Origin of the sequence: Ornithinibacillus sp. FSL M8-0202 (genome assembly GCF_037975285.1) — a bacterium.
Taxonomy (GTDB): Bacteria; Bacillota; Bacilli; order Bacillales; family Amphibacillaceae; genus Ornithinibacillus; species Ornithinibacillus massiliensis.
This window is the reverse complement of the sequence record NZ_CP150248.1, coordinates 3,682,387-3,706,251: the sequence shown is the minus strand read 5'-3', so window position 1 is coordinate 3,706,251 and position 23,865 is coordinate 3,682,387. Positions and strand designations below refer to the sequence as shown.

Below are 23,865 nucleotides of genomic sequence, written 5' to 3'. Positions count from 1 at the left end.
TATAACTGTATCGTGAGGGGTAACCATTGATGAGAGCTAAATATACCATAGTGGATAAAGAAACGTGTATTGCCTGCGGTTCCTGCGGGGTGGCTTGTCCATTACTTTTTGATTATGATGATGAAGGTCTAGCCTTTGTTACAATAGATGACAATACGGGAAACAAGGAAATACCTGAGGAATTAGAAGACGATGTATTGGATGCTTATGAAGGTTGTCCAAGTGACTCCATTAAAATAGCAGAACATCCTTTCCATAACAATCCACTTCGATATGAGAGATAATAGACGAACACCAACAAAGTAGGTTAGTTGGTGTTCAAATGTTTTTGTATATAGTTTTGGAAAATAAATGACACCGTCGGATAGAGTAGTAGCATGATGACAGCATTACCAATTGCATGATACGTATCGAACGGTAAACCGGCTATATAATAAGCCCAAAATCCATGTCCAGTAATTTGGTAGTTGGTCAACGAAACAATGAATCCGTATAAGTATCCACTAAATACAGCCAATATTAGAATGAGATAAAAAGGAATCTGTTTCATTGTTTTACCTAAGATACCGCTCATAACCCCAATAAGTCCCCAGGATAGGATTTGCCAAATCGTCCATAATCCAGTCCCAAGAACCATATTCGATAAAAAGGTAATTAAAAACGCCAATATAATACCAGCAACTGGCCCTAAAAAAATGCCACTTATAATAATAACTGAAGTTACGGGTTGAACATTTGGGATAGAACTTAACATAATTCGTCCAACTACAGCTAATGCTGCAAGAAAAGCTAATAGCGTTAATTTATAAATATTCAACGATCTCATTCCCAAGATTGATAATCGAAATTAACTACGTCCCCATCTTTCAGTTCCACTTCCCCTGCTCCTACCAGTGAACTTTCACCATTGATAGAAAACATCCAGGACATTGAATTTTCTTCATCATAATCTAGACCCTCAAGAGAGGTAATAAAGCCGTCTTGATCTTCAGCGTTAAAATTTTCCTTCATCACGTCTAATAGAATATCGCCTTCGTTGATTTCTACTTCTTTTTCTTCTAAAATCTCAGCTTCTTTATCCTTAGAAAGTACAATTTTAACAGTTGCTTCCTCTTGTTGTTCACTTGTTTCAGTAGTATTAGCTTGGTTTTCGTTTGGAGTTTGATTTTGAGTTGCATTATTAGAAGACTCATCATTGCCACAAGCTGCAAGAACTACTAATGCTACAAGTACTGTAAACAGTTTTAATAATAGTGATTTCATATTTTCCCCTCCACTTTAGTAATTTTAAAAATCAGGTAAATAAAAAAAAAGAGCTAACCCCGTAACTAGTTAACTCCTGCGACAGTCTATCGACCATAAAAAAGCATAAAAATACTGTTTTTATGTACTAGATTGTCTCAATTGTCCTATCCTCGGGATCATTGATACAGTTGATACTGGCAGGTCTACTGGCTTGTGACTACTTACCTACTTTAAGCCCTTCCCATAGAATAATCTACAGTGGTCATTGCTTATTTCGTCATCACTTACAGTTGCGAGGACAGCTCTAGCTTTTCACTAGATTCCCTTTTAAGTAACACATACACCAATATCAAATTCTTGTATTCAATTCTACTACATATAGTACCATACAACAGCTAAATTACAAGATTAAATATCTTCTTCCTTGGGAATCATGAAGTTAAATGTTGTTCCGATATCTAATTTACTTTTCACCGTAATGGTACCTCTATGTGATTTGACGATATTTTTGGCAATAGATAACCCTAGCCCGGTACCTTTAACATGCTTATTCCGAGTTCTCGATTTATCAGCCTTATAAAATCGTTCAAACACAAATGGCAAATCTTCTTCCGGTATTCCACTACCACTGTCTTCAACAGACACCGATAATCCACTATCATCATTTGTGACCGAAACCTTCACAAAGCCACCTTCACTCGTATGGCGAATCGCATTATCAATCAAATTTGTAAATACTTGTTCAATACGATCCGGATCAAAATAAGCCTGAGCTTCTTGTATATCTTTCGCTAAACTCATTTCAATTTGATTCTCGGCAGCAATTCCTTGGAACTTACGGAATATCCTTTCAATATAAGGCGTGATATCCACCTTTTCCTTTTTCAAGGTTAAGTGTCCTGCTTCCATACTAGCCATATCAAGTAATTCATTTACGAGACGACTCAACCGTAAGGATTCTTCATAGATAATTTGTGCGAGTTCATTTTTCTCTTCTTTCGTCTCGGCAATATCATCGACAATTGCTTCACTATATCCTTGCAACATCGAAATAGGGGTTCGCAATTCATGTGATACATTCGCGATAAAGTCTTTACGCAATTTATCTAACCTACGTTCCTCAGTCATATCGCGAATAACAGCTACTGCACCACGTATATAAGCTTGATCATATAAAGGTGTCATGATCATTACCCAGGTTCGGCCTTGTAATGTGATTTCTTCAATTACTTCCTTTTCCCCTTCAATGACTTGCTGTAACGTATCCAGCAATTCTTTTGGCAGCTTACGTGATTCGGTATTACTTTGTAGATTTTTTTCGAAATACCAGTCTTCTATAAACCGTTCCGCAGGCTGATTGGTAGCAATAATTTCCCCGCTACGGCTTAATGTAATCACACCATCTGCCATCGAATTAACAATACTAGATAATTGTTCTTTCTCCTGTCTTAACGCATTAATATGAAATTTTAATTGTCTTCCCATATGATTAAATGCCATCGCCAGTTCCCCAATTTCATCATGCGTCAAAATGGGAACCTTTGTATTAAATTCTCCTCTTGTTAAATCAAAGGCTGCCTCTCTCATTTTAATTAATGGTGATGTAATACGTGTTGATAAGAAAAAAGCAAATATCGTTGTAAGAATAATCGCGACAGCAGCAGCACCTAATATGATTTTGGTTGTTTCTGCTTTGGTACGGTCGACAATAGCTAATGATTGATATACTAGTATAACATCATCGGTGTTTGGAACAGTTTTTCCAACGAGCATAATGCCAGGCTCATCTTCTGAAACTTCAATTTCATCGTTGTTATTGTCATCATCCGCCATAATTCCATCTACATCGGATTGCTCGATAAGCCACTCATCCCGTAAACTGGACAAATGAATATCATCGGTTTCTGAACTCCAATAATCCCCTTCTGAAAATAAAATAATCACTTTACTTGATGGGTCTTTTACTCGTTCCGTTGTTTCATAAATTAATGATTTATCCTCGTGATTTTCCACCATAACCGAAACCTTCGTCGCGGTCTGTAATAATGCTTCTTCTGCTTCTTGAATATGAAAGTTCTCAAAGAACTCTAATAAAAATATCGTTAGTACAAATAATACAAAAGAAACTAGCAATAATATAGTTACTGCTAGTTTCCCCACTACACTACGCCAAAACATTATTCATCATCTACCTCAAATTTGTATCCAACTCCCCAAACCGTAACAATCATCTTAGCAGCTTTTTTGGATACTGTATTTAATTTCTCACGAAGACGTTTTACATGGGTATCGACAGTTCGTAGGTCACCAAAGAATTCATATTGCCAAACATCCTTTAACAGCTGTTCACGGTTAAATACCTTATCCGGTGATTTGGCTAGATAGCATAGTAATTCATACTCTTTCGGTGTCAGTGCAACCTCTTGTCCATCAGCTGTAACACGATGGGCATCATGGTCAATGGTTAAATGTGGAAATACTAATAAATCTTTTGTTGATGCATTCATTTCTTGATTTCCACCTGAACCGGTGCGACGTAGTAATGCTTTCACACGAAGTACTACCTCTCTAGGACTGAAAGGCTTCACAATATAATCATCGGTACCTACTTCAAACCCCTGGACGCGATTGGCTTCTTCACCCTTTGCTGTTAACATGATAACAGGTGTATTCTTTTCTTTTCTTAATTCTTGGCAAACTTCAATTCCATCCATCTCCGGCATCATAATATCTAATAGGATCACATCATAATCATTTTCTAATGCCAAGCTTAATCCTTCTGGGCCATTTTCCGCTTCTTCTACAATTAAATCTTCCCGTTCCAAATACATACGAATTAGGCGGCGGATTCTTTCTTCATCATCAACCACAAGTACTCTAGTACTATTATTCATGGAATGCTCCCCCTTACATACTATCTACCAACAGTATAAACTAAGCACATATAAATGTATAAGAAAACATGACATTTGTACGAAAAATGTCATGTTTTCAAGTTGATTTATGCGTATGAGTGTAAACCTGCTAATACAAGATTTACAACGATTAAGTTAAACATGATAATGCCAAATCCAATAACGGCTAACCATGCTGATTTTTCCCCGTGCCAACCACGAGAAAGTCTTAAATGTAAGTAAGCTGCATAGAAGAACCAGGTCACTAAGGCCCATACTTCTTTTGGATCCCAGCCCCAGAATCGTCCCCATGCAATCTCAGCCCAGATAGATGCGAAAATCAAACCACCTAATGTAAACACTGGGAAGCCAATAGCAACAGAACGATAATTAATTTCATCTACTAAGTCTGGTTTAACATTCTTCAGAAGTGGTTGAAGCAATGCACCAACACGTTTTCTAAATATTATGCGCACTAATCCATAAAGAATCGTACCTGCTATAAAGGACCATATTACCGTGTTAAACTTACTGCCTGCATCCGCACCGTGCATCCATGCAGGCGTCTCAAATAACGGATTCATCACATCTTCTGTAATCAGTACACCTTCATTAGGTGCTGCAATTGCTGGTAACGTATATTCCGTTGTGACGGTTTTTCCATTTAAAGGATATTCGAATGTTGCACTATAATTCATCGCATTAAACACAGACGAAACCACAATAAAACCAATAACTAAAAAGATTGTATAAAGCACTACCTCAAGTGATATAGTACGACCGGAACGCTTACTTTGGTCAATTCCATGAATTAAATAGATAAGCCCGGCAACAAAGCTAATAAATAAAATCCCTTGTCCTAAGGCGACTGTCGTTACATGGATATGCAACCAGTGGCTTTGTAATGATGGAACAAGTGGTGCAATTTCTGTAGGGAACATACTTGCGTAAGCAATGAATATTAACGCTATTGGTAAAGCAAATAAGCCTAAAATACTCAATTTGTACATAAAATAAATGATAATAAACGCTAACACTAAGCACATTCCTAAGAAAGTGACAAACTCAAACATATTACTTACCGGAGCATGACCAGACGCCATCCATCTCGTAATAAAATAGACTAGCTGTGCTAGAAAACCTAAAATCGTTAACGAAATTGCAAGCTTTCCAGCAAATCCCTGCTTTTTGTGATCAATATGTTTATCACGAATGGTTGCCCCAAAAAATAACGTTGCAACTAAGTACAAAATAAATGCTATAAAAAGCATTGTACTGCTCGTATTTAATAAACTCTCCATGAGTTTCCTCCTTGTACCTATTAATCTTCTTTTTGATCATTCACCATTTGAATAGAGGTACCGTCAATTGCCTTTTCAATATCTTTTTTCAGTCCAAACCAGTTCTTATTCGTATGGGCTGCTAATAGTATGCCATTTTGTTTAGGGTGAATCCATACTCGGCGATGCTGCCAGTACATGCCTTGAATAACCCCAATCATAAAGATAAGCGCTCCAATTATAAATAAAGGAATCGTATTATCTCGCTTAATACTTATGCCACTCTTACGATCAAAATCAATTGCATCAATGATGATGCGGTATTGATTTTCCCCAGTTGGATCAACAGAAGGTGCAAAAGTTCCGACTACATGTCCCATAGGCTCGAGATCAACTACTTTAGGGTCTATTCCAAGTTCTTCTACAGCCCCAATAACATCCCCTATAAAACTAGTCTCTGCTTCTTCACTTTCAGGTGGATATAAATTAAAGACAAATGCTGGGTTATTCGTTTCATTCGTTTCAGACTTAACACCATCACTGGTTAACTCAAAATCAGGATAAAATTCGGCTACTTCAACCGTAAATCCATTATCTAGTTCATAGTGGCTTTGTGGATGATACAAGTCAATAGTAAACTCACCTAACGCTTCTGCATCCGGATCGTTCATTTCATAGATTTTAAAGGTCATCTTTGAAAAAGCATTCAATTGATAGCCCTGTTGATAAAGTGTATAACCGCCAACCTTAGCTGGATTATTCATCGTAATGTTATAATCATCTACTTTAACAAGCTCTTCCTCAGCACCTAATACTTCTGCTTCTTCCGCATGATAAACGGTTGCATTTGTTTGGAAGTTACTAGGGATAATTCTCCCTTCTTGTTGAAGAGCATCTTTAAATCGTTCATCATTTTCATCATATGTATCCAGGACAAACTCATGATTCTCAATGTAATATTCACTATTCGTCCCTGGGATTACAACGGTTTCACCTTCACGGACCCACATATAATCCGATAGATAGAAAAAGGGGGTTGTCCGAAGCAGTGCAGCAACTAATATAATAATAAGACCGATATGATTGACATAAGGACCCCATCTAGAAAATCTACCTTTTTCAGCTACAATATGGCCATCTTCTTCCTTAATACGATAATGTTGCTTCTGTAACCGTTCTTTCACTATGTTTACATCTTCAGTTGATACTGTTTCTGTTTGACTATAAAAGCGTTGTCTATTTATAAATGATTCATGTCGCTTTGCTCGTTGTCTCTTAAGTGCTCGATACAACGGAACAAATCTGTCAATACTACAAATTACTAACGACACACCAATCAAAGCGATTAAAATTAAATACCACCAAGAGCTATATAAGTTATGAAATCCTAGTTGATAATAAATCTGCCCAAATATGCCGTACGTTTCAGGATAAAAAACTGCTGGATCCCGAGACACTGCATCAGCAGGAATATATTGTTCCAGAGGAAAAATTGTACCAATTCCAGACGCTATTAATGCCAAAACAATTAGCCAAACAGCAACTTTTACCGAGGAGAAGAAGTTCCAGATTTTATCAATGATAGTTTTGTTATATGTAGTAGATCGTCTTGCACTTCCCTCATAGCGCATATTCAGCAATTTCCGCTTATCATTACCATCAATATGTTGGTTCGCCTGAACAGGTTTACCACAGGCTTCACAAAGGACTGTTCCCTCTGGATTTACATGTCCACATTCACACTTAATATGATTCATAGATATCCCTCTTTTGTCTTATGATTCAGAAGGTTGAATTTGCTTTAAATACCCCTCTAATCGTTCAAGCGTAAGGGCACCCTCCACAACATCAACTATCTCACCCTCAGGACTAATAAAAAATGTACTAGGAATTGGACCTATTTTGTAAAGATCTCGTACCTGTCCTTTCGTGTCATGAGGTATAGGGAAAGTCAGGTTATGCTTCTCAGCAAATTTGTCTATTACAAATTCTGTTGCATCTAGACTAACCGCTATAATTTCTACTCCCTTTTCTTTGTATTCCGGATATAATGATTGCATATATGGCATCTCTGCTTCACAAGGCGCACACCATGTACCCCAGAAATTCAGCATAACCCCTTTGCCCGCATAATCACTTAGACGAACTGTTTCCATTTCATTATGATCATTGACTTGTTTTAATTGAAAGTCAGGGGCTTTATCGCCAGCTCTATAAACCGTCCTATCAGCTGTAATATTGGTCACGAGTGCATAGACTACCGCCAATAGGAGTAAAGCTAAAATGACAGAACGAAATATTAATCTATTTCTTCGCTTATTTTTTTTCTTCAATTTTGCTTGCTCAATACTCATAGTCAACACTCCCCGACCAATTATACCATTATTTGGACAATGAAATTATGTCTAATCTTCAACAATTTGTGTGGCTAGGTTAACCATTTGCTTTACTTCTTTAGGAGTTAATTTCCGGTACTCTCCTACACTTAACCCATCAAGAGTCAGTAACCCGTATTGTTCACGTTTCAGCTTCATAACAGGGTACCCTAATTGCTCCATCATACGACGGACATGTCGGTTTTTTCCTTCGCGTAACGTCAATTCCAGAATCATCGTATTTTTCTTCTTATCGGTAGACAGAATCCGGTAACGTATTGCTTTAAGTATTTCTCCTTTATCCCGTACACCCTTTCTTAGTCTACCTAGCTCTATTTTTGATGGAATCCCTTTAATTTTAGCAACATATACTTTCTCAACACCATGCTTTGGATGCATGACAAGATTGGCAAATTCCCCATCATTCGTTAAAAGAAGAATCCCCGATGTATCATAATCTAATCTACCGACCGGATAAATCCTTTCTTCAATCTCCGGGAAAAAGTCGGTTACAACCTTTCTACCTTTTTCATCCTTTACACTAGAAATAACACCTCTAGGTTTATAAAAAAGATAATAAACTGGAACTTCTTTCTCAAGTTGAACACCGTTTACTTCGATTTTGTCATCAGGACTCACCTTTGTACCTAGCTCTGTTATGACTTTATTATTCACCTTCACTTTTCCTTCTATAATTAGTTGCTCTGCTTTTCTTCTAGAGGTTACACCACTTTGTGCAATCACTTTTTGTAAACGTTCATATGTATTTGACATTTCATCACCAATTTCTATTCTTTTTTTAACATAATAATAGCGTTAACCATATGTTAACGCTATATAAATGATTTTATCCATAATGTGCATGATTAGAAAATCATCCAAACACCAAGGTAACAATAACAATCGCTGCTATTATACCAATTATATCGGCTAAAAGTCCAACTTTTAGGGCATAGCCCATCTTACGAATACCTACAGCACCAAAGTATACAGTTAGAATATATAAGGTTGTATCCGTGCTTCCCTGCATAGTAGATGCCAGTCTACCTATAAAGGAGTCCGGACCATGTGTTACAATTAATTCAGTTGTAACCCCGAGAGCGGCAGAGCCGGAGATTGGTTTAACTAATGCAAGTGGTACAATCTCTGGGGGAACACCAAAAAATAATAAAATCGGTGAAATCAAACCGATAATAGCATCTAGAGCACCCGAGCTTCTAAAGATAGCGATTGCTACAATCATCCCTACTAAAAAAGGAAGTAAAGAAAAGGCCATCTTAACCCCTTCTTTCCCTCCCTCGACGAATAACTCATAGGATGGTACCTTTTTCCAGGTAGCAACCAACAAGACGAGCATAATAAATAACGGGATAATCCATATACTTACCTGTGAAATAAATACCATATCACTTCTTCCTCCAAGTACTTCTATAATAAAATAGCCGATCAATCATAATAGCACTAGTAGTAGAGATTAAGGTTGCTAGTATCGTTGTCCCTACGATTTCCGTTGGGGAAATAGAATCATATTGCATTCTAATAGCAATAACGGTTGTAGGAATAAGTGTTAAGCTGGAAGTATTGATAGCTAAGAAGGTTATCATCGATCTGGACGCCTCATCCGAACCACTTAATTTTTTCATCTCTTCCATTGCTTTAATTCCCATAGGTGTAGCAGCATTACCAAGCCCGAATATATTAGCGGTAACATTGGAAAGTATGTAGCCTATTGCTGGATGATCCTTTGGAATCTCTGGAAAAAGCCTCACCACTATTGGTCTAAATAACTTTGCTAGTCCTTTCAAGATCCCTGCCTCTTCAGCAATCTTCATAATACCTAGCCAAAATACTAATACACTAATAAGACCGATTGATAACGTAACCGCTTCATTTGCACTTTCAAAAACGGCTTTATTAACTTCATCCATCGTTCCATTAAACATGGCATATAGAATGCCTATAATTGCTAAGAAAGCCCAGATTAAATTAACCATGTTATCCCATCCTAAATACTTGCTTAACTATCGAAATTACATTGGCAAAAAAGCTATTTTCATCATCTAGTTTTCCATCTTTAAAAATAGCAACCTCTAATATTGGTTCATCATGTAACGAGAATAATTGCTTCCCGACAATTTGCTCTGTGCCAAGTTCTTTCTCAAAAGGCAACCATTCCGAGCTTACTGCTTCCCTTTCCCCTTCTTTTAAAGGAAACAATGTATCATCATGAATATGGCCTTCGATTCTTTTTTCAGGTCCTATTTGAAGATCAATCATTCCTTTTTCCCCAATAGATTCCATTTTATAGTTCTCATACCCCCATTCAAACATGTTGATATGATCTCGCCAATCATCTGGAGCGTTTAACGTAACAGCAATTAAGTCCATTCCATCCTTCGATGCAGTGGATACTAATGTTCTACCTGTTTGTTTCGTAAAGCCTGTCTTTCCACCGGTACAATATTTATAGAAAACGGTTAATAATTTATTTTTATTTTTCCAGCTATATTCTCTATTATCGGACTTATAAAATTTAGCACCAGTTATTTCTTGGAATGTTTCATTCTCCATGGCATAGCGCATTAGTAATGCCATGTCATAAGCAGAGGAATAATGGGTTTCAGAATCCAGTCCATGTGGATTATCGAAATGCGTATTTGTCATTCCTAGCCACTGGGCTTTTTCATTCATAAGATAGACAAAGCCTTCTTCACTACCACCAACATGCTCAGCAATTGTAACCGCAGCATCATTCCCAGACCGTAACATTAATCCATATACTAAATCCTCCAATTTCATTTTCTCGCCTTCCTTTAAGTAAATGGAGGATCCTTCCGTATAAACTGCTTTCTTACTGGCTTTTGCCATTTCATTCATTTTTCCTGATTCAATGGCAATTATTGCTGTCATGATTTTCGTTATACTGGCGATATTTTGTTTTTCATGTGCTTTCTTTTCAAACAATATTCGGCCGGTCGACTGTTCAATTAAGACGGCATTATTCGCAGACACACCCGGCTCAGCATGTCCAATAATCGGAAATGAAAATGTAAAGAGAATGATCGTTAACACTATCATTGCAATAAAACGCATAGTTTGTCCCCCCAGAATCATGTCTATACATTTTATGCGAAAGCTGCTTTGATATGATTAAAAATGTACAACCTCTGAGCATAATTTCTAACCATACTAAATATAGAAGGAGTTAGTCTTAGTCTTCACTTATGGTAAAAGATAAAAAACCTGAACAAATTCTTTGAATTCGAATCTGTTCAGGTTTTTTACATGAGGTATTTACTTTCTGGAGCTAAGATTGTGGAATTGTTCACCTTATGTACAAGTTTTACTACATTCTAATTATTATTGGCTTCTTCTAAATCATTAAATCGATCAAAGAATAAATCTGCCTCATCCTCGAATTCTTCCGGATCAAAGTTGTCTGGTAATGGTGGCAGCTCTTCTAATGAGGTTAATCCGAAGTAGGTTAGAAAATCTTTACTCGTACCAAATAAGGTGGGTCTACCGATTCCCTCTTTTCTACCTACCTCTTCAATTAACGATCTTGCTAGTAAGGTTTGCACTGGACGATCACTTTTCACCCCACGTATCTCATCAATTTCTGACCGCGTAATTGGTTGGCGATAGGCAATAATCGCAAGTGTTTCTAAAGCAGCCTGAGACATTCTACTAGATTGAGGAGCTTCTACCAATCTTTTGTAATACTCACTATGCTCTGGTTTTGTCGTTAAATGGTACACATGATGTGATTCCATTATCATAATACCTCTGCTCGCATGTTCATAATCATATTTTAACTCTTCGATTAAGTGTTCTACAGCTTTTTCGGAGATTTGCATAATCTTAGCCAATTCTTTTATCGTAATTCCTTCATCTCCACTTGCAAATAGTAACCCTTCTAGAATTGCTTTTACATTTTTCATCTTATATTTCATCCCCTGCATAGTATACATATAATGGTTCAAAATGCTGTGTTTGTTTACACGTTACTTGATTAATTTTCATTAATTCTAACAAGGCCATAAACGTAACAACTATATGGGATTTGGTACGTACAGTAAATAATTCATCAAACGTAATTCCACTTCTTGCTTTCTTCTTTACTATATCCAATACTTCTTCCATCCGTTGTTCAATTGGTATTTCTGCCTTTTGAATACGCGTATCTAGTGGCTCTTTCCACTTCTTTCTTTCTAGCATTCTACCTAATGCACCTAGCATATCATAAATCGAGATTTCACCTTGAACGACTGTTTTCTCGATATTTAAATTGTCGAATATAACGGGAGGTCGCGTATAGGTTTGATGTGCTTCTAGTTCCTTTTCTTTGAACGTTTCCGCAGCCTCTTTGTACTTCCTGTATTCGATTAATCGTTGCATTAATTCTTCTCTAGGGTCTTCCATATACTCTTCTTCAGTCTCTTCAATCTCAGGCTTAGGAAGAAGCATTTGGCTCTTAATTGCTAGAAGCGTTGCTGCCATTACTAAATATTCGCTTGCGATATTTAGCTCTAAATGCTGCATCGTATGTATGTAATTCATATACTGTTCCGTGATTTGGGCAACTGGAATGTCATAAATATCGATCTCGTATTGATTAATTAAATGTAGCAGTAAATCAAGCGGACCTTCAAATGTATCTAATTTCACCTGATAAGCTTGATTCATAAATGTCGCCCTTTCTAAATTTAGTTCCAAGACATTAAGATTTATTTTACTAAAACTCGTTTCAAATGCCTATACACAGGATTGGGTATCTACATAAGTTATTAACGTAAGATAAATGTTACCCAAAAAACATTTATTCATGATTAAAAAAAGGAGGAATTTTAAATGGGTGCAGGATACAATTATGGCGGAGGCTTTGCTTTAATCGTAGTATTATTCATTCTTTTAATTATTGTTGGTGCTGCTTGGTTCTAAGATAAGCTACGATTAGCTTCGTCAACATTAACTAATACTCCTAACAAAAATCAGCCCTATACATGTGTAGGGCTGGTTTTTTTAGAAAAACTCACATTTACTTTGTCGAATATACCTGCTATTCTTATGTAGGCTAAAAGCAATATCCTACTTCCCGTTCTATCAGAAAAACATTATATTCTATAAGTGTTTCCTAGTTATTAGGGTTCTTCTCTTGCTCCATACAACGATCGTAATATACACGTATTTGATCTACTGAACTTACTTGGTGTGAGGAACCATATAGCTTCCTTGCTTCCTGAATCATCTTTTTACCAATACCAACATTTCTGTGTGAAGGATTTACGGAAATATGTTGAATAATTGCTTGTTCACCGTCAACTCGTAATCCGATTGCACCGACAATATCGTCATCTTCTTTCCAAAGATAAAGATGCCAACCTGGATTGGTCTCATACTCTTTTATAGTTTGTTGCAACTTCTTTACATCTTTTTCTTCAGGCATAAAAGACAATAAACCCATTGCAATCTTTTCCGAATTTTTTTTATAGCGATTTAACATAGATACCCCTCACTATGTAATATAACATGTAATCTAATTACTTTAATTAAATTGGAGTTCGTTATATATATTGACCTATTAATCTATATTTGTCAATTATTGTTCTAAAATACAAATATATACCAATAAGCAAATCCCCAGATAATACCCAGCACAAGTAACACCACAAATAGAAGGATATTTTTCTTGCGTTGATTCAAATAACTCATCCCTTATCATTATTGACAATTTTTATTAATTAATATACATTTTTTTGAAATATGGCCCTCACCATGATTAATCCGTCTGATTCTTGTTTCCCTATTTTATATGGAATAGCGTTCATCACAAACAACCAACCATTATATAGCATAAACAAGAGTAAATATGTATTTGGTACGCTTTGATAAAGGAGGTAACAGATGAATACAATTATTGCATTAAGAAGTGGCCCCAATAACGTAATGTAAAAAACTTCAATGTTGCTATACGGTTTTACTCGTTTACTTCCTGTGTATCCGGAACTAAAAAACAGTTTACCTATCTGCAACTCCATATTAAAAAACACCAATCTAAAAAGCTTTTTTCCTCTACCTATTACCAGCGTAATCTCATCTGCTTTTGCAAGCTTGGCACCTAACAGATGTCCAATCTCATGGACAAAATTACTGAGTGGTGCCACGACCAAAATAAGGAAAATTAACAATAAAGCTGTATTCATCTATACCGTCCTAAAATGTTTTATTCAGAAAAAACTTTAACTTCTTTCATTACATCGCCATTACGCATAGCCTTCGCATGTTCAATACCAGATGTAACCTTACCAAAAACCGTATGCACACCATTAAGATGTGGTTGTGGCTCATGTACAATAAAGAATTGAGAACTTCCTGTGTCTCTGCCAGCATGTGCCATAGAAAGTGAGCCTTCTTCATGCTTATGTGGGTTATTATCTGTTTCACATTTAATCGTATATCCAGCGCCACCAGTACCGTTACCGATAGGGCATCCACCTTGGCTTACAAAGCCTGGGATTACACGGTGAAATGTTAAACCATCATAGAAGTTTTCATTTGCTAATTTTTCAAAGTTAGCTACTGTTCCTGGTGCTTCATTTGGGTATAATTCAAATTCAATTTTATTTCCATTTTCCATTAAAATATAGCCTTTTTTAGACATCTATTCCATCTCCATTCATTTCGAAAACTATTATTACTTCATCATAATACCATTTCTATACGTTAAATTAAAGTTTTGACTTGGTTTAGGACCCAGTAACTTAAACTAAGTAAACTAGTTGTTGTTTTCTATTAACCCGATATAATCATGATTCATAAGAAAGGTCATGACTAATAATGTCCTCATATGTCTCTCTTTTAATAACTAATTTATCTTGACCATTTTCCACAAATACTACCGCTGCACGTTGGATTCGATTGTAATTACTTGCCATCGAGTAGCCATATGCTCCAGTTGATAGAATAGCTAATATATCTCCACTATTAACTTTAGGAATGGGTAGATCCCAAATTAGCATATCCCCTGATTCACAGCATTTTCCTGCGACAGAAACCACCGTATCGTTGGCGTCATTTGCCCGATTAGCTAGTAATCCATGGTATTTCGCTTGGTATAGTGCTGGGCGAATATTATCTGTCATTCCACCGTCCACTGAAATATAATCACGAACACCAGGTATGTGCTTCTGAGAACCGACGGTATATAATGTGATTCCCGCATCGCCTACAATAGATCGACCAGGTTCAATCCAAATTTCTGGTAATGGGATATTTAGTTGTTCACTATGCTCCTTCACTGTTTCAACTAGCTTCTCAACATAATGGTGGAGTGGAATTGGTTGATCCTCTTCTGTATAGCGAATACCAAATCCCCCGCCTAAGTTAAGCACCTTCGGAATAAACCCATAAGAATCTTTCCATTCTGCTAGTTTATTAAATAGGGTATTTGTTGCTGTAACAAATCTTTCTGTATCAAATATTTGTGAACCGATGTGACAATGTAGCCCTTTAAAATTCACATGTGGATTATCAAGTAATAAATGAAATGCTTGATCAGCTTGTCCATTATGTAGATCAAATCCAAACTTAGAATCTTCATTACCTGTCATAATATATTGATGTGTTTTAGACTTAATTCCTGGTGTTACACGTATAATTACGTCCATTTTCTTATTATGGTGCTTCAGTATGCTCGTTAATAATTCGATCTCAAAGAAGTTGTCCACCACCACACAACCAATATGATTCTCAACAGCCATTTCTAATTCACGGGAACTTTTATTATTACCGTGTAAATGTATCTTTTCTGGGTTAATTCCAGCTTGTAATGCTGTATAAAGCTCCCCCTCAGAAACAACATCTACTGATAGTCCCTCTTGTTTAATTACCTGTAAAATTGCAATAGAAGAGAAGGCTTTACTTGCATACGCCACTTGTGCACGTACCCCTAATTGTTTAAACGTATCAACAAATGATCTACAACGATCCCGTATCACTTCAACATCATAAACATACAGTGGTGTACCGTATTTATTGGCTAACTCCACCGAGTCTACCCCACCAATTTCTAAATGACCCAGACTATTTATCTGATATGGATATTGATCCATGAACATTTCCCATCACCTATTCATCTTTATTTGTTTGATAAGTAAAAATACTTATAAAAAATTTATCATAACCAGTCAAAAAACAAAAGGAATAAAATCCATTCACAGTAGCGAATCGTTTTATTCCTTACTCTAATTACTTATCAACTGGTTGTCGATATATATTTTTCGGATGGACAATACTAGGTCTTGTATTGGCAAAAGGCGTTGGAAACCTTAATATTGTTGTAAGCATTGCTTTTGGATTGAATGGAAGCAATGGCCAAAGATATGGCGTTCGCATAGATCGTAAGCTCGCTAGGAACAGGATGAACAATGTTGTTCCGATTACATAGCCATATAATCCAAAGATTGCAGTAACCAGTAATAAGACGACTGTTGCTACCTTATTGGCAACACTTAATTCATAACTTGGTGTTACATATGATCCAATAGCACTAAGCGATATATAGAGAATAACCTCAGGACTTAACAGCCCTACATCAATAGCAATCTGACCAATTAATACAGCAGCGATTAATCCCATCGCGGTAGACAGGGCAGTTGGCGTGTGAATGGCAGCCATCCGTAAAAACTCTATTCCAATTACTCCTAAAATAAGCTGTATGACAATTGGTATATTTCCATCCTCATTTGGTCCAATAAAGGAGAGCTCTCCTGGTAGAAGCGTTGGATCAAGTACAAATAATAACCATGTCGGTACTAGAAAAATGGACAAAAAAATCGCTAAAAATCGAAGCCATCTAATACAAGAACCAATAAGTGGCGCCTGACGATGTTCCTCGGCATGCTGTGAATGATGAAAGAATGTGGTCGGTACAATGATCACACTCGGGGAAGTATCCACGATAATGATAACATGCCCTTCTAACAGATGGTTTGCCGCTACGTCTGGGCGTTCTGTGAAGCGGACTAATGGATAAGGATTCCATCTCCGTTCGACTATATACTCTTCTAATGATTTCTCAGCCATCGTGATCCCATCTATATCGATTTTTTCAATTTTCTCCCTTATTAAATCAACTAATCCATCATCTGCAATGTCTTTAATATAAGATAAGCAAACATCCGTTTTGGATCTTTCTCCTACCTTTAACATTTCATTTCGCAGTCGCTCGTCTCGTATTCTTCTTCTCGTTAAAGCTGTGTTTTCGATGATATTTTCCGTAAAGCCATCACGAGAACCTCGGATAACCCTTTCCGTGTCTGGTTCTTCCGGCGAGCGGCCAGGATAGTTACGAACATCAATTGCATATCCGTAACGCTCCCCATTTATTAAAACAACGATTAACCCGGAAAGAACCTGGTCTACCACTTCATCCATCGTTTTAATTTCGGAAACTTGTTGATGAAGCAAGCGATTTTTAATAATCTCGGCTATTTTCCTCCGTTCTCTTTCCGTTTCATTTAAATGGAGTAGTTCTTCAATTAGGTCTTGTATGATCATACTGTCGATTAAACCAGTAACATAGTACAATTGAATTTCTGTTTTTAACACGGTTATTTCTCGAAACCCTACATCAAAAGAAGTCCCTACTCCAACTCTCTCTTTCATGTACCGATTGTTTTCTTTAATATTTGCTGAAACCGGTTGTTGACTCAATTGTAATCCTCCAATCTTATCTAACTAAGATTATCCACTGAAATAAGGAACCCACTATTTTTCCTAATACAACAGCCATCATGAGGGTAATAATTTTCTTATCCAGCCCTATGCGCTTAGATAATAATGGAAAAACATTCAAAACTTCTGTCAATGCAGCTGCAAGCATACCGTTAAAAACGCCATGGAATGCCCCCCATATAACGAGCAAAATAACTGGATGGCTCCACGATATAGTAGCAAACGATAAATAAGTCCCAAACAAAGTTCCTAATATGACACAACCTGTATATACCTTTACTAGATGTAATGTTTTCGTAAGCTGAATTAATCTGGGAATAATACCTAGTACGGTTAGAAAAGCCACGAACCCACACCCAACAGCAAGTCCACTTGAAAAGCCAATCATGACCTCCATTGCATTAATGAGGATACTTTGGGTCATTTAATCTGTTCTCATGGTAATTGACATAATCATCAAGTGACTGCTGATATTTATAGATTTCTACCTCTAATGGGCTTGGCTCTTCATTAAAGCGCTTCTTAAACCAGTGATTAAAAAATAAAATCATCCCAATACCTAAACCAAATGAGTAAGGAATCTGAATCCATAATGGAAATTCATTCTCCTCTCCTGTTAATAAATAATGTAATTTCTGCTGGACTGCCTGCATGCTTACATCATAATGAAAATTAATGATGGTCATGGCAGTTCCAATAAAAAGTAGCAGCCATACGAAACAAACGATTACCATATTGGGATTCTTTTTATATTTACTGATGCGAATGATGGTCTGTTCTGGACCAATTAATTGAATCTCTAAATTAGGATAGTTTTCCGTTAAATGCTTTATAATCAAAAAACTATCGATAATGACAATTTCCTTATCTTTTTCTGTAACTCGATATATCCTTAATTCTTGTAATTTTTCAATGGCTTCATGTGAATTTGAGGATATATATGCTACATCTTTTAGCTTTAATTCAATCGGATTCTTTATTTCTAATTTCTTTTTCATTCGTAAATAAACAATTCCATCCATATTCTTCACCTCTGGGGAATCATTGAAGATACAAGTTAGTATTTGTTTAAACATGAAATATTATTAAATGGAAGTACAAATAGCTGGAGAATACCTCATAAAACTGTACAAATGTTTTAACACTAGTTTCTCCATTCCTTAAATAATAAGCAAAAAGCTGCAAGGGGTATTACCCCTCACAGCTTTTAAGGATCGATTTTACTTTTCATTTCAAACAGTATTTTCTTTTCCAGTCTCGAAACTTGGACTTGCGATATGCCAAGCCTTTCGGCAACCTCTGATTGGGTCTTGTCCTTATAATATCTTAGGTAAAGGATTAATCGTTCTCGTTCACTTAGTCCGCGTATTGCTTCTTCTAACGATAATTTATCGAACCAATTGGAGTCTTGGTCAGCTATTTGATCTAATAAGGTGATCGGGTCACCGTCGTTTTCAAAAACAGTTTCATGTATGGAATGAGGTGACTTCGCAGCCTCTTGGGCATGAACAACTTCCTCAGGAGAAATATCTAATGCCTCAGCAATTTCGTTGATTGTTGGTGATCTTCCTAGCTGCTTTGTAAGTTCATCTTTTTTCTTACGGATTTTATTACCAATCTCCTTTAATGAACGACTTACCTTCACACTACCATCATCACGAAGGAAACGTTGAATTTCACCGATAATCATTGGTACAGCATAAGTTGAAAAACGCACATCATAGGAAAGATCAAACTTATCAATCGATTTAATCAATCCAATACTTCCAATTTGAAATAGATCGTCCGGATCGTATCCTCTATTCATGAAACGTTGAACAACGGACCATACTAATCGGATATTTTTTTCAACCAAATAATCACGAGCTTCTTTGTCACCCTGTTGACTTTTCAGAATATACGCTTTGACTTGTTCATCCGTTAATGCTTCATTCCGTTTATCCTGCTTTACATTAACCATAGGCATACATCCTTAATTATAAACCGTTTTACTTTTCGTTAACTGCTTTCTCATATGAACAGTGGTACCTTCACCTTGCTTGGATATAACTTCAACAGAATCCATAAAGTTCTCGATAATAGTAAAACCCATACCGGAACGTTCTAGCTCCGGCTTTGATGTATACAATGGTTGCCTTGCTTCATCGACATCATCAATTCCAATACCATAGTCGCGTATCGTTAACTCTATTTCACCATCATCATATAGCTTACACGAAATGGCTACTTTATGATTAGGATCGTTATTATATCCATGGATAATCGCATTCGTCACGGCTTCAGAGACTACCGTTTTAATTTCAGTTAATTCCTCCATTGTGGGATCGAGCTGAGCCACAAAAGCAGCAACGGTCACCCGGGCAAACGATTCATTTTGGCTAACACTAGAAAATTCTACATGCATTTCATTACTCATGAAGCCACCCCCAACGTTTCTAACGCAAACATCTCATTCTCCTCTAAACGAATAATTTTGAACATACCAGACATTTCAAACAAACGTTTGATAGAATACGGTATCGAGCAAACAACCATTTGCCCTCCTAATTGCAGTACTTCCTTATATCTACCTAGAATAACACCTAGTCCAGAGCTATCCATAAAGCTTACTTGTTCAAGATTTAAAATTACATGCTTAACCGGGTTATGGTAAAGCATGTCCTTCCATTGATCACGTAGGCCCTCTGCTTCATGATGATCCAATTCGCCAGCTAAGCGAACAATAAGCACATCTTCTTTTACCTCAAATGTATAATCTAGACCCATTTTAATCCTCCTTACATTCCTTATGTAAGTACACATTCGTTGTGAAATGGGTAAATTCCTTCCTTGTAGACAAAAGAAGAAATATTTCTCCTAAACTAGAAGTAATTAGTCATATTTCGACAGCTTCTGAATGGAGCGTTTAAACAAGGTAAATAATGACGCCTTCTCAACATCCTCGTCAACAACTAGAGGTGTTTCAGAGATGACCATTTCACCATTCTTAACTTGAAGCGTACCTACCTTATCGCCTTTCTTTAAAGGTAATGTAATGGCATCAAGCTTAACAGACGTAGATAATCCTTCTACAGATTCTCCTTTTTTAAATAAGGTGCTAATGGATTGTGAAGCCACAACCGGAGTATTTCTATTCTCTGCTTTAAACAAATTTAGCTTTGTAATAGGTTCTCCCTTTTCAAAGAGCTTTTTCGTTTCATATGTGTTAAATGCATAATCTAACATCTTCGATACGGTTGCATTTCTTTCTTTTGGAGTCCCGGCCCCCATGACAACAGCAATCACCCGCATGTCACCTTTTTTCGCCGTAGCGGTTAAGCAGTACTTTGCTTCATTGGTAAAGCCCGTTTTTAATCCGTCAACACCAGGATAAAAGCGAACCAGCTTATTCGTATTTACAAGCCAGAACTCGTTATCAGTCCCTTTCCGTAAATAATCTTCGTATACAGAGGTATATTCCGTAACGGACTCATACCTTAATAGTTCTTTGGCCATCATGGCCATATCATATGCTGTACTATAATGATTTTCTGCAGGTAAGCCAGTCACATTTTGAAACTGTGTATTCTCTAACCCTAGCTCTTTTACTTTATCATTCATCATTTTTACAAATGCTTCTTCACTTCCAGCAATTCTTTCGGCTAATGCTACACTAGCATCATTACCGGAAGCAATCGCAATACCTTTTAACAGGTCATTCACCGTCATCTCTTCGCCAGCTTCAAGGAAGATTTGTGATCCACCCATTGATGCAGCATTTTCACTGACTCGGATGAGTTCATCTTTTTTCAATGTACCTTTTTCTATTTCTTCCATGATTAACAGTAATGTCATCACCTTTGTCATACTTGCAGGTGGTAATTTTTCATGGGCTTGTTTTTCAAACATAATCTTTCCTGTATCTCGTTCGATTAAAATGCCGGATTTAGCATCAGGAGCTAGATCAAATGACTCTTGTTTTTGTGAATCCCCTTTTTCTTCTGCTGCTACTGTAATCGTATAAAAAGAAAGGGTGAAAAATAGTAAACTAATCATTAGAACAAATTTTTTCATCGTGTTTAACCTCCAGCAATCAATATAACTCTAGGATTACCAAAATTAAACAGATTTATAATCAGGAAAAGATAAAAATCTTAACAATAAATACGGGAAGTCCCATGAGCGAGACTTCCCGATTAAACTATTCTGTAATCATTTCATATATTAGCTTTGGTGCTTTCACATTTTCGTCTGTAATGATAATACTAGACTTAATTAGTTCAACAACCGATGCTACATTGTCGATATTACAATGCATAGTAAGTAGTGGCTCTCCCTTACGTACTGGATCACCTACTTTTTTATGAAGCATAATGCCAGCAGCTAGATCAATCTCAGATTCCTTCGTTGCTCTTCCAGCTCCTAGCATCATAGCAGCAGTTCCTAGTTGGTCGGCAACGATTGTTTGCACTGTTCCAGACTGCTCTGCCGTTACCTCAATTTGCTTACTTGCTTTTGGTAGTAATTCTGGATTGTCCACAACAGTTGCATCTCCACCTTGTGAAGCAAGGAATGTCTTAAATTGTTCAAGTGCTTTACCATTAGCTAGATTTTCTTCCAGCATTTGTTTTGCTTCCTCAATATTGCTTGCTTTTTCTGCTAGTACAACCATTTGACTACCTAATACTAAACATAATTCGGTTAAGTCCTTTGGTCCTTTCCCGCTTAAGGTATCAATAGCTTCTTTTACTTCTAATGCATTACCAATTGCAAGGCCTAGCGGTTGACTCATATCCGAAATAACCGCCATCGTATTTCTGCCAACCTTCTTTCCAATTGAAACCATTGCTTGAGCTAATTCCTTCGCATCTTCAATTTCCTTCATAAATGCCCCTGCACCGGTTTTGACATCTAATACAATGGCATCAGCACCAGAAGCAATCTTTTTACTCATGATAGAGCTTGCAATTAGCGGAATCGAGTTCACCGTAGCTGTCACATCTCGTAAACTGTACAGCTTTTTATCTGCAGGAGTTAAGTTTCCTGTTTGCCCAATAACCGCAACTTTATTTTTATTGACTAAATCGATAAATTCTTTATTCGTAATCTCTGTATGGAATCCAGGCACGGACTCTAACTTATCAATTGTACCACCTGTATGGCCTAGCCCACGGCCACTCATTTTAGCTACTGGAGCACCAACAGAAGCAACAAGAGGTGCTAGTACTAGTGTTGTCGTATCTCCAACACCACCAGTGGAATGTTTGTCTACCTTAATTCCTGCTATATCAGAAAGGTCAATCTGATCACCAGATTCAACCATAGCTTTTGTTAAAAGTGCTCTTTCTGTTTCCGTCATATCCTGAAAATAGATTGCCATCATTAATGCACTGACTTGATAATCAGGAATGTCACCGCTTGTATAACCATTTACAAAGAAGTAGATTTCTTCTTCTGTAAGTTCTATTCCGTCCCGTTTCTTTTCGATGATATCGTACATCCGCATAGAATGTTCTACCTCCTGTTAGTTCAATGGTAATGTCTGAACAATTTTCTTCACGAATTGAAGAAAGTCTTGTTTCACTTTATCTGTAGTTTCAATAACCTCATGATGGGTTAAAGGTTGATCTAAAATGCCTGCTGCCATGTTCGAAATACAAGAAATTCCTAGTACCTTCATATTAGCATGATTTGCCACCATTACTTCCGGTACAGTTGACATACCAACTGCATCTCCACCCCAAGTTCTTAGCATACGCACTTCTGCTGGGGTCTCATACGCAGGTCCAGTATTTCCTACGTATACTCCTGTTTGAACCTTTAAGTCTAGTTCTTTAGCCGCTTCAAGCGCAAAGTCGACATACTTTTTATTATAAGCGGAAGACATGTCTGGGAATCTCGCACCTAGTTGTTCATCATTCGGACCAATCAGTGGACTAGTTCCCATATTATTGATTTGGTCGGTAATGACCATTAAATCACCAGGCTCAAAGCTTTCATTAATTCCACCAGCTGCATTTGTTACAATTAATGAGGTAATGCCAAGCTCTTTCATTACTCGAATCGGAAAGGTAACTTGCTGCATAGTATAACCTTCATAAAAATGAAAACGACCTTGCATTGCAAGAACTTGTCTTCCTTCTAACTGACCAATTACTAATTGTCCTTTATGACCTGAAACCGTTGATTCTGGAAAATATGGAATTTGGTTATACGGAATAATGACAGGATTTTCAATCTCGTCTGCTAAAACTCCTAGTCCAGACCCTAAAACTAAACCAATTTCTGGTGTAGTGGATAATTGACTTTTAATAAATTCATTCGCTTCTTTTATCTTTGAATACTCCATCTATTATA

Annotated in this window: 28 protein-coding genes and 1 riboswitch; of the genes, 2 read left to right on the top strand and 26 right to left on the bottom strand. The window is 36.9% G+C overall.

The genetic code is table 11. From position 1 onward, the window contains the following. The first annotated feature begins 29 nt into the window (after positions 1-29). Complete coding sequence (locus tag MKY78_RS18750) at positions 30-284, top strand: ferredoxin (RefSeq protein WP_186869812.1); 255 nt, start codon at positions 30-32, stop codon at positions 282-284. Positions 285-307: 23 nt separating this feature from the next. Here the strand turns inward: MKY78_RS18750 and MKY78_RS18745 are convergent, their stop codons facing one another. The 13 genes from MKY78_RS18745 to MKY78_RS18685 form a co-directional block, all read right to left on the bottom strand. Next, positions 308-826: an ECF transporter S component gene (locus MKY78_RS18745; protein ID WP_339214822.1), complete on the bottom strand. Its 519-nt coding sequence runs from the start codon at positions 824-826 to the stop codon at positions 308-310. Further along, a complete protein-coding gene (locus tag MKY78_RS18740) occupies positions 823-1,263 on the bottom strand; it encodes a DUF4430 domain-containing protein (protein WP_339214820.1) in 441 nt (146 codons plus the stop codon). The genes MKY78_RS18745 and MKY78_RS18740 overlap by 4 nt, the downstream gene beginning before the upstream one ends. Positions 1,264-1,423: 160 nt before the next feature. Continuing rightward, positions 1,424-1,608: riboswitch (cobalamin riboswitch) on the bottom strand. A 45-nt stretch (positions 1,609-1,653) separates the two neighbouring features. Then, positions 1,654-3,423, bottom strand: a complete 1,770-nt coding sequence (locus MKY78_RS18735) for an ATP-binding protein (RefSeq protein WP_339214819.1) — start codon at positions 3,421-3,423, stop codon at positions 1,654-1,656. Continuing rightward, on the bottom strand, positions 3,423-4,139 hold the full coding sequence (locus MKY78_RS18730) for a response regulator transcription factor (protein WP_186869815.1): 717 nt from the start codon (positions 4,137-4,139) through the stop codon (positions 3,423-3,425). The genes MKY78_RS18735 and MKY78_RS18730 overlap by 1 nt, the downstream gene beginning before the upstream one ends. 107 nt (positions 4,140-4,246) lie before the next feature. After that, positions 4,247-5,440 carry a c-type cytochrome biogenesis protein CcsB gene (ccsB, locus tag MKY78_RS18725; protein WP_339214817.1) on the bottom strand — a complete coding sequence of 398 codons (1,194 nt, stop codon included), beginning with the start codon at positions 5,438-5,440 and terminating at the stop codon, positions 4,247-4,249. Between the two features lie 20 nt (positions 5,441-5,460). Next, positions 5,461-7,176 (bottom strand): cytochrome c biogenesis protein ResB, encoded by a 1,716-nt coding sequence (locus tag MKY78_RS18720; RefSeq protein ID WP_339214815.1) that lies wholly within the window; start codon positions 7,174-7,176, stop codon positions 5,461-5,463. An 18-nt stretch (positions 7,177-7,194) separates the two neighbouring features. After that, a complete protein-coding gene (resA, locus tag MKY78_RS18715) occupies positions 7,195-7,773 on the bottom strand; it encodes a thiol-disulfide oxidoreductase ResA (protein ID WP_339214813.1) in 579 nt (192 codons plus the stop codon). 51 nt (positions 7,774-7,824) lie between these two features. Further along, the gene (locus MKY78_RS18710) at positions 7,825-8,568 is read right to left on the bottom strand and encodes a pseudouridine synthase (RefSeq protein ID WP_186869819.1); all 744 of its coding nucleotides are present in this window, start codon (positions 8,566-8,568) and stop codon (positions 7,825-7,827) included. Positions 8,569-8,668: 100 nt separating this feature from the next. Beyond that, positions 8,669-9,199, bottom strand: a complete 531-nt coding sequence (locus MKY78_RS18705) for a spore maturation protein (RefSeq protein ID WP_339214811.1) — start codon at positions 9,197-9,199, stop codon at positions 8,669-8,671. A gap of 1 nt (position 9,200) precedes the next feature. After that, positions 9,201-9,788, bottom strand: coding sequence for a nucleoside recognition domain-containing protein (locus MKY78_RS18700; protein ID WP_339214809.1), 588 nt, complete (start codon positions 9,786-9,788; stop codon positions 9,201-9,203). 1 nt (position 9,789) lies between these two features. Continuing rightward, entirely contained in the window at positions 9,790-10,887 is a 1,098-nt protein-coding gene (locus MKY78_RS18695) for a D-alanyl-D-alanine carboxypeptidase family protein (RefSeq protein WP_339214807.1), read from the bottom strand. Between the two features lie 260 nt (positions 10,888-11,147). Then, positions 11,148-11,735, bottom strand: coding sequence for an SMC-Scp complex subunit ScpB (gene scpB / locus MKY78_RS18690; protein WP_339214805.1), 588 nt, complete (start codon positions 11,733-11,735; stop codon positions 11,148-11,150). A 1-nt stretch (position 11,736) separates the two neighbouring features. After that, positions 11,737-12,480 (bottom strand): segregation/condensation protein A, encoded by a 744-nt coding sequence (locus MKY78_RS18685; RefSeq protein ID WP_339214803.1) that lies wholly within the window; start codon positions 12,478-12,480, stop codon positions 11,737-11,739. Positions 12,481-12,645: 165 nt separating this feature from the next. Here MKY78_RS18685 and MKY78_RS18680 point away from each other — a divergent pair, with 165 nt between their 5' ends. Continuing rightward, positions 12,646-12,735, top strand: coding sequence for a YjcZ family sporulation protein (locus tag MKY78_RS18680; RefSeq protein WP_047980004.1), 90 nt, complete (start codon positions 12,646-12,648; stop codon positions 12,733-12,735). 193 nt (positions 12,736-12,928) lie between these two features. Here MKY78_RS18680 and MKY78_RS18675 read toward each other — a convergent pair whose 3' ends face one another. From MKY78_RS18675 to MKY78_RS18615, 13 genes are all read right to left on the bottom strand, one after another. Then, positions 12,929-13,297 carry a GNAT family N-acetyltransferase gene (locus MKY78_RS18675; protein WP_339214800.1) on the bottom strand — a complete coding sequence of 123 codons (369 nt, stop codon included), beginning with the start codon at positions 13,295-13,297 and terminating at the stop codon, positions 12,929-12,931. Between the two features lie 238 nt (positions 13,298-13,535). Continuing rightward, positions 13,536-13,997, bottom strand: coding sequence for a site-2 protease family protein (locus tag MKY78_RS18670; RefSeq protein WP_339214798.1), 462 nt, complete (start codon positions 13,995-13,997; stop codon positions 13,536-13,538). 20 nt (positions 13,998-14,017) lie between these two features. Continuing rightward, positions 14,018-14,455 (bottom strand): peptidylprolyl isomerase, encoded by a 438-nt coding sequence (locus MKY78_RS18665; RefSeq protein ID WP_186869827.1) that lies wholly within the window; start codon positions 14,453-14,455, stop codon positions 14,018-14,020. Positions 14,456-14,600: 145 nt separating this feature from the next. Then, entirely contained in the window at positions 14,601-15,911 is a 1,311-nt protein-coding gene (gene lysA / locus MKY78_RS18660; protein ID WP_339214796.1) for a diaminopimelate decarboxylase, read from the bottom strand. 130 nt (positions 15,912-16,041) lie between these two features. Continuing rightward, positions 16,042-17,460, bottom strand: coding sequence for a spore germination protein (locus MKY78_RS18655; protein ID WP_339217965.1), 1,419 nt, complete (start codon positions 17,458-17,460; stop codon positions 16,042-16,044). Between the two features lie 64 nt (positions 17,461-17,524). Continuing rightward, the gene (locus tag MKY78_RS18650) at positions 17,525-17,953 is read right to left on the bottom strand and encodes a stage V sporulation protein AB (RefSeq protein WP_339214794.1); all 429 of its coding nucleotides are present in this window, start codon (positions 17,951-17,953) and stop codon (positions 17,525-17,527) included. Beyond that, a complete protein-coding gene (locus tag MKY78_RS18645) occupies positions 17,931-18,551 on the bottom strand; it encodes a stage V sporulation protein AA (protein WP_339214792.1) in 621 nt (206 codons plus the stop codon). Before MKY78_RS18645 ends, MKY78_RS18650 begins: the two co-directional genes overlap by 23 nt. Positions 18,552-18,736: 185 nt before the next feature. Further along, the gene (sigF, locus tag MKY78_RS18640; RefSeq protein WP_339214790.1) at positions 18,737-19,489 is read right to left on the bottom strand and encodes an RNA polymerase sporulation sigma factor SigF; all 753 of its coding nucleotides are present in this window, start codon (positions 19,487-19,489) and stop codon (positions 18,737-18,739) included. A 12-nt stretch (positions 19,490-19,501) separates the two neighbouring features. Beyond that, entirely contained in the window at positions 19,502-19,945 is a 444-nt protein-coding gene (spoIIAB, locus tag MKY78_RS18635; RefSeq protein WP_339214788.1) for an anti-sigma F factor, read from the bottom strand. After that, entirely contained in the window at positions 19,942-20,295 is a 354-nt protein-coding gene (gene spoIIAA / locus MKY78_RS18630; RefSeq protein WP_339214786.1) for an anti-sigma F factor antagonist, read from the bottom strand. Before spoIIAA ends, spoIIAB begins: the two co-directional genes overlap by 4 nt. Positions 20,296-20,400: 105 nt before the next feature. Next, positions 20,401-21,582: a D-alanyl-D-alanine carboxypeptidase family protein gene (locus MKY78_RS18625; RefSeq protein WP_339214784.1), complete on the bottom strand. Its 1,182-nt coding sequence runs from the start codon at positions 21,580-21,582 to the stop codon at positions 20,401-20,403. A 127-nt stretch (positions 21,583-21,709) separates the two neighbouring features. Continuing rightward, entirely contained in the window at positions 21,710-23,014 is a 1,305-nt protein-coding gene (locus MKY78_RS18620; protein WP_339214782.1) for a pyrimidine-nucleoside phosphorylase, read from the bottom strand. Positions 23,015-23,032: 18 nt separating this feature from the next. Then, positions 23,033-23,857 carry a purine-nucleoside phosphorylase gene (locus MKY78_RS18615; RefSeq protein WP_339214780.1) on the bottom strand — a complete coding sequence of 275 codons (825 nt, stop codon included), beginning with the start codon at positions 23,855-23,857 and terminating at the stop codon, positions 23,033-23,035. Between the last annotated feature and the right edge of the window lie 8 nt (positions 23,858-23,865).

Excerpts from the sequence above, each read along its gene's own strand:
- MKY78_RS18750 (WP_186869812.1), top strand. The coding sequence starts at position 30 with ATGAGAGCTAAATATACCATAGTGGATAAAGAAACGTGTATTGCCTGC.
- MKY78_RS18745 (WP_339214822.1), bottom strand. The coding sequence starts at position 826 with ATGAGATCGTTGAATATTTATAAATTAACGCTATTAGCTTTTCTTGCA.
- MKY78_RS18740 (WP_339214820.1), bottom strand. The coding sequence starts at position 1,263 with ATGAAATCACTATTATTAAAACTGTTTACAGTACTTGTAGCATTAGTA.
- MKY78_RS18735 (WP_339214819.1), bottom strand. The coding sequence starts at position 3,423 with ATGTTTTGGCGTAGTGTAGTGGGGAAACTAGCAGTAACTATATTATTG.
- MKY78_RS18730 (WP_186869815.1), bottom strand. The coding sequence starts at position 4,139 with ATGAATAATAGTACTAGAGTACTTGTGGTTGATGATGAAGAAAGAATC.
- ccsB (WP_339214817.1), bottom strand. The coding sequence starts at position 5,440 with ATGGAGAGTTTATTAAATACGAGCAGTACAATGCTTTTTATAGCATTT.
- MKY78_RS18720 (WP_339214815.1), bottom strand. The coding sequence starts at position 7,176 with ATGAATCATATTAAGTGTGAATGTGGACATGTAAATCCAGAGGGAACA.
- resA (WP_339214813.1), bottom strand. The coding sequence starts at position 7,773 with ATGAGTATTGAGCAAGCAAAATTGAAGAAAAAAAATAAGCGAAGAAAT.
- MKY78_RS18710 (WP_186869819.1), bottom strand. The coding sequence starts at position 8,568 with ATGTCAAATACATATGAACGTTTACAAAAAGTGATTGCACAAAGTGGT.
- MKY78_RS18705 (WP_339214811.1), bottom strand. The coding sequence starts at position 9,199 with ATGGTATTTATTTCACAGGTAAGTATATGGATTATCCCGTTATTTATT.
- MKY78_RS18700 (WP_339214809.1), bottom strand. The coding sequence starts at position 9,788 with ATGGTTAATTTAATCTGGGCTTTCTTAGCAATTATAGGCATTCTATAT.
- MKY78_RS18695 (WP_339214807.1), bottom strand. The coding sequence starts at position 10,887 with ATGCGTTTTATTGCAATGATAGTGTTAACGATCATTCTCTTTACATTT.
- scpB (WP_339214805.1), bottom strand. The coding sequence starts at position 11,735 with ATGAAAAATGTAAAAGCAATTCTAGAAGGGTTACTATTTGCAAGTGGA.
- MKY78_RS18685 (WP_339214803.1), bottom strand. The coding sequence starts at position 12,480 with ATGAATCAAGCTTATCAGGTGAAATTAGATACATTTGAAGGTCCGCTT.
- MKY78_RS18680 (WP_047980004.1), top strand. The coding sequence starts at position 12,646 with ATGGGTGCAGGATACAATTATGGCGGAGGCTTTGCTTTAATCGTAGTA.
- MKY78_RS18675 (WP_339214800.1), bottom strand. The coding sequence starts at position 13,297 with ATGTTAAATCGCTATAAAAAAAATTCGGAAAAGATTGCAATGGGTTTA.
- MKY78_RS18670 (WP_339214798.1), bottom strand. The coding sequence starts at position 13,997 with ATGAATACAGCTTTATTGTTAATTTTCCTTATTTTGGTCGTGGCACCA.
- MKY78_RS18665 (WP_186869827.1), bottom strand. The coding sequence starts at position 14,455 with ATGTCTAAAAAAGGCTATATTTTAATGGAAAATGGAAATAAAATTGAA.
- lysA (WP_339214796.1), bottom strand. The coding sequence starts at position 15,911 with ATGTTCATGGATCAATATCCATATCAGATAAATAGTCTGGGTCATTTA.
- MKY78_RS18655 (WP_339217965.1), bottom strand. The coding sequence starts at position 17,460 with ATGAAAGAGAGAGTTGGAGTAGGGACTTCTTTTGATGTAGGGTTTCGA.
- MKY78_RS18650 (WP_339214794.1), bottom strand. The coding sequence starts at position 17,953 with ATGACCCAAAGTATCCTCATTAATGCAATGGAGGTCATGATTGGCTTT.
- MKY78_RS18645 (WP_339214792.1), bottom strand. The coding sequence starts at position 18,551 with ATGGATGGAATTGTTTATTTACGAATGAAAAAGAAATTAGAAATAAAG.
- sigF (WP_339214790.1), bottom strand. The coding sequence starts at position 19,489 with ATGGTTAATGTAAAGCAGGATAAACGGAATGAAGCATTAACGGATGAA.
- spoIIAB (WP_339214788.1), bottom strand. The coding sequence starts at position 19,945 with ATGAGTAATGAAATGCATGTAGAATTTTCTAGTGTTAGCCAAAATGAA.
- spoIIAA (WP_339214786.1), bottom strand. The coding sequence starts at position 20,295 with ATGGGTCTAGATTATACATTTGAGGTAAAAGAAGATGTGCTTATTGTT.
- MKY78_RS18625 (WP_339214784.1), bottom strand. The coding sequence starts at position 21,582 with ATGAAAAAATTTGTTCTAATGATTAGTTTACTATTTTTCACCCTTTCT.
- MKY78_RS18620 (WP_339214782.1), bottom strand. The coding sequence starts at position 23,014 with ATGCGGATGTACGATATCATCGAAAAGAAACGGGACGGAATAGAACTT.
- MKY78_RS18615 (WP_339214780.1), bottom strand. The coding sequence starts at position 23,857 with ATGGAGTATTCAAAGATAAAAGAAGCGAATGAATTTATTAAAAGTCAA.